Here is a 3,755-nt window from a genome sequence, read left to right as displayed (position 1 = left end):
CTACCCCAGCGAACTGCATCCCGGCGAGCGCCTTCGATAGCTCAGCCGGGACGCCCGAAATGCGAAACGCCCGAGAGCGCTCGCGCACCCTCGGGCGTTCGGATTTGGTAGCGGGGACTCGCTTCGGAACGCTGCGGGTGGCGATTCCGTGGGCTGCATGAAGAGCCTGTTGCGGAAGGGCGCTCTCTCTCCGGCGATCGCCGATTCGGCGTTCCGGTGGAACCCTGATCCCACCCGATCGGTGTTGAGCGCCGAAGCTGCCTACGCAAACCGAATTGAGGCTGCGCGCCGAAGTGCTCGCGCGCGACCTGCGCGCCGTGTTCGCTCTCGCCGGAGACGCGACGCGAGCCCGATGCGCTCACTCGTCGGCGAGAAGCGGACAAAGGTTCGCGCTGACAGCGCGCGCGGTTTCTCGCTCGATGGCGTCTTCAACGTCGCCCTGAACGCAAACGGCCAGGAGGCTCACGCCTCCGGGCCGCAGCATGTGGTAGCGGGGACAGGATTCGAACCTGCGACCTGCGGGTTATGAGCCCGCCGAGCTACCAGACTGCTCCACCCCGCAACAAGGCGAGGCAACCTAGGCGGGTGCATCTGGCGCGTCAACCGCGCGCGCCCATTCGCTGCGACGGAATTTGCTGCGCGCGCGTTGCTTTTCGCGTTTGCGAGAAAACTCGCCCCATCCGGCAGCGGCTACGCCACCTCCTTCATGCGGAGGAACGCGCCAAATGCGGAAGCTGGAGATGCTGCTGTGCGGAGTTGCGCTGAGCCTCGCGGCGGGAGCTGCGGGAGCCGAGACGCTGTATCGCTGGACGAACGCCGATGGCGTCGTGGCGTTCAGCGATGAGCTGAAGCGAATCCCCGAGGCCTATCGCGCGGGAGCGGTGAAGGTCGAGACCGCGAATCTCTCGAGCTACACGCGCTACACGCCGGCGAACCCGACGCAGGGCGCGGCCTACGAGCAGGAGCTCGCCGCGCGCACGGACCGCCGGCGCGAGCTTAACGCGGCTGCCGCGGCGGACACCGCGAAGCTCGTCGCGCCGGCCACCGGCCCCTCGCTCGGCCAGGTGCGCGTGAACGGCAAGCTCTCGCTTGCGCTGCCAGCCGGCCAGGCCGCGAGCGACGAGCCGATCGTCGTCGAGGAGCATCGCGTGCGCATGGGGGGGTGCAACCACGCACGTGTACGTGGTGAAGCAGGGCGACAAGGTCCTCTCCGTCGTGCGCCCTCACACCAATTCGAGCGACACGAACTGGATGAGCCTGGAAGAGGTGATCGGCGCGGAGGAGTAAGCCCCGCGCGCGCGACGCCGCGGAGCCGCGACCCGGCTCACGCCGTCGCAGGGACCGCCGTCTCGTTCGCCTCGACAAAGCGCGTGAGGTGATCCTGCGTGTGCGCGTCGAGCGCCACGAAGCGCAGTCCGAAGCCTCCGCTCTCGGCCTCGTAGCGGCGCCACATCACGCGCGGGGGCGACGATCGGAGTGCCGTCGCCGGGCAGGGCGAACTCGACCTTGAGGTCGGTGCCTTCGCGCGGGAGCCAGCCCGCGGCCACGTAGGCGCCGCCGCGGGAGATGTTCTGCACCGTGCCGGTGCTGATGCGCCCCTTCACCCAGAAGTGCGCAGGCTCGCGCACCGCCGCACGCGGCTGGCCGCGCAGCTCGCCGGCGAGGCGGCTCACCGCGTTCACGAGCTCGCTGCGCCCGAGCGGCTTCGCGAGCACTTCGGCGGCGCCTGCGACGACCGCGCGCGCGTGCTCGTTCGCTTCGCCGCGCGTGACGACGACGACGCGCGTCTCGCACCGCGCGGCGGCGAGCAGCGCGCGGCAAAGCGCGTCGCCCGGCTCGTCGGGAAGATGCAGATCCACCACGACCACCTCGGCCGGCTCGCTCGCGAAGAGTGCGCGCACTTCCGCGGCGCTGCTTGCGGAGCGCACGTCCCCGATGCGCGCGAGGTAGAGCGACTCGACCTCACGGAAGAGCGGCACGTCGTCGACCACCAGAATGCGCGGGCGTTCGCTGCTCATTTGGCTGCGAGCCCCAGCGCTTCGCGCATCGGCTCGAGCTCGATCGAGACCGTCCACTTGCCGTCCGTGCGCGTCCACTTCTGGTGGAGGCGCATCGTGCGCGAGATCGGCGAGGAGAGGCGGTAGCCGGTGTAGACGACGTCCACGGTGCCGGCGTCGCGCGTCTCGTTCAGGTCTTTGCGCAGGATCTCGTAATCGGTGAAGCGCACGTCCGAGAGCTGCGGTGCGAGCGCGAGCAGCTCTTCCTGCTGCTCTTCGGCGAGAAACACGGCGGCGCCTTGGAAGTTTCCCCGGCGCACGTACTGCGTGAACTGGCGGACGTTGTTGTTGAACGCGTCCTCTTGGTGCATCGGGTCTTTGAGCGACGCACAGGCGGAGCCGAGCACGGCGAGCGCGACGACGAGTGCGCGTGCGAGTGAGTTTCCGGTCATTTGCTTCCTCTCGTACCGGCAACACGTGATGCAGCTTCGAGCGGCGCCACGCGCTTTCGGCGATTGGCTGCTTCTCGGCCAAAGCGCGTGCGCAACTTGAGTGCGGAATCTCTTAGGCTGCGCGCATGCGCCTCGGCATCGACATCGGCGGCACGAAGACGTGGTTCGCGCTCGGCGACGCGGAGGGCCGCGTGCTCGCGGAAGCGCGCATCGCCACTGCGCCGAGCGGCGATGCGCTGGCGGATTTCGCGCGCATTGCGGAGGGCGCGCGCGGGCTCCTGCGCCAGCGCGGGATGGAGCCGCGCGGGCTCGAGATCGTGGGCGTCTCGACGCCCGGCGGCGTGGATCCGCGCGGCGGCTTCGTGCGCAATCCCCCGAACCTGCCGGGCTGGGACGGCGCACCGCTTCGTGACATGCTCGCGGAGGCGCTCGGCGCGCGCGTCGCGCTCGAGAACGATGCGAACGCCGCGGCGGTCGCCGAGTGGCGCTTCGGCGCCGCGCGCGGCTTTCGCCACGCGGTCTATCTCACGATGTCTACCGGCCTCGGCGGCGGGCTGATCCTCGACGGCCGCCTCTACCGCGGCGACGCGAACCTCGCGGGCGAGGTCGGGCACGTGCCGGTGGTATGGCAGGGCGAGCCGTGTGCATGCGGCCTGCGCGGCTGTGCGGAGGCGTACATCGGCGGCGCGGCGTGGACGAAGCGGCTCGCGCGCGCGACGCCGGCGAGCAGCGCGGTCGCAAAGCTGGCCGCGAAAGAGGGCGCCTCGCCACGGCCCGAGCACGTGGTCGTGGCGGCGCGCGCGGGCGACGCGTTCGCGCTCGGCGAGATGGAGCGCTTCAACGAGGTGCTCGCGCAGCTGATCTGCGGGCTCGCCGCGGTGCTCGCGCCCGAGGTGTTCGTGCTCGGCACGATCGCCGCGGCGGCGGGCGAAGCGCTCTGCTTCGCCCCGCTGCGCCAGCGCGTGCGCGCGAACACGTGGCCGCGGCCCGAGCCCATCGCGATCGTGCCCGCAGCGCTCGGCGAGCGCCTCGGCGTGTACGCCGGCCTCGGTGTCGCCGCGGAGGCGCTGCGGCGCGACTAGCGCGAGCGGGTTCTAGTCCGCGGCCCTTCGCTGAGCGATGTCGAGAATGCGCGCGACCGCCTCGGACACGGACTCGCTCGCGGCGCTCTGGCTCTCGGTGTTGCGGTGGATGCTCGTCGTCATGCCCTGCACCGAGTCGATCGCGCTGCGAATCGTCCGCGCCGCGTCGCGCTGCTCGCTCGACGCTTGCTGCATCTGCCGGCACTGCTCGAGCGCCGCTTCGG

Annotated in this window: 4 protein-coding genes and 1 tRNA gene; 1 reads left to right on the top strand and 4 read right to left on the bottom strand. The window is 70.8% G+C overall.

All coding sequences use genetic code 11. The features are described from left to right. Positions 1-485 precede the first annotated feature (485 nt). The 3 genes from FJ091_21940 to FJ091_21930 all read right to left on the bottom strand — a co-directional run bounded on the left by FJ091_21940 (position 486) and on the right by FJ091_21930 (position 2,449). Positions 486-562: transfer RNA gene (locus FJ091_21940), tRNA-Met, on the bottom strand. A 661-nt stretch (positions 563-1,223) separates the two neighbouring features. Next, positions 1,224-2,018 carry a response regulator gene (locus FJ091_21935; protein MBM4386012.1) on the bottom strand — a complete coding sequence of 265 codons (795 nt, stop codon included), beginning with the start codon at positions 2,016-2,018 and terminating at the stop codon, positions 1,224-1,226. Next, entirely contained in the window at positions 2,015-2,449 is a 435-nt protein-coding gene (locus tag FJ091_21930; protein MBM4386011.1) for a hypothetical protein, read from the bottom strand. The genes FJ091_21935 and FJ091_21930 overlap by 4 nt, the downstream gene beginning before the upstream one ends. Positions 2,450-2,574: 125 nt before the next feature. Here FJ091_21930 and FJ091_21925 point away from each other — a divergent pair, with 125 nt between their 5' ends. Further along, the gene (locus FJ091_21925) at positions 2,575-3,531 is read left to right on the top strand and encodes an ROK family protein (GenBank protein MBM4386010.1); all 957 of its coding nucleotides are present in this window, start codon (positions 2,575-2,577) and stop codon (positions 3,529-3,531) included. A gap of 12 nt (positions 3,532-3,543) precedes the next feature. Here FJ091_21925 and FJ091_21920 read toward each other — a convergent pair. Then, positions 3,544-3,755 (bottom strand): hypothetical protein (locus FJ091_21920; GenBank protein ID MBM4386009.1); only part of this gene is annotated, 212 nt, incomplete at its 5' end.

The sequence above is a fragment of the Deltaproteobacteria bacterium genome, assembly GCA_016875395.1.
Lineage (GTDB): Bacteria > Myxococcota_A > UBA9160 > UBA9160 > UBA6930 > VGRF01.
The sequence above is the reverse complement of the archived record's forward strand: the minus strand, read 5'-3'. Positions and strand labels throughout refer to the sequence as shown.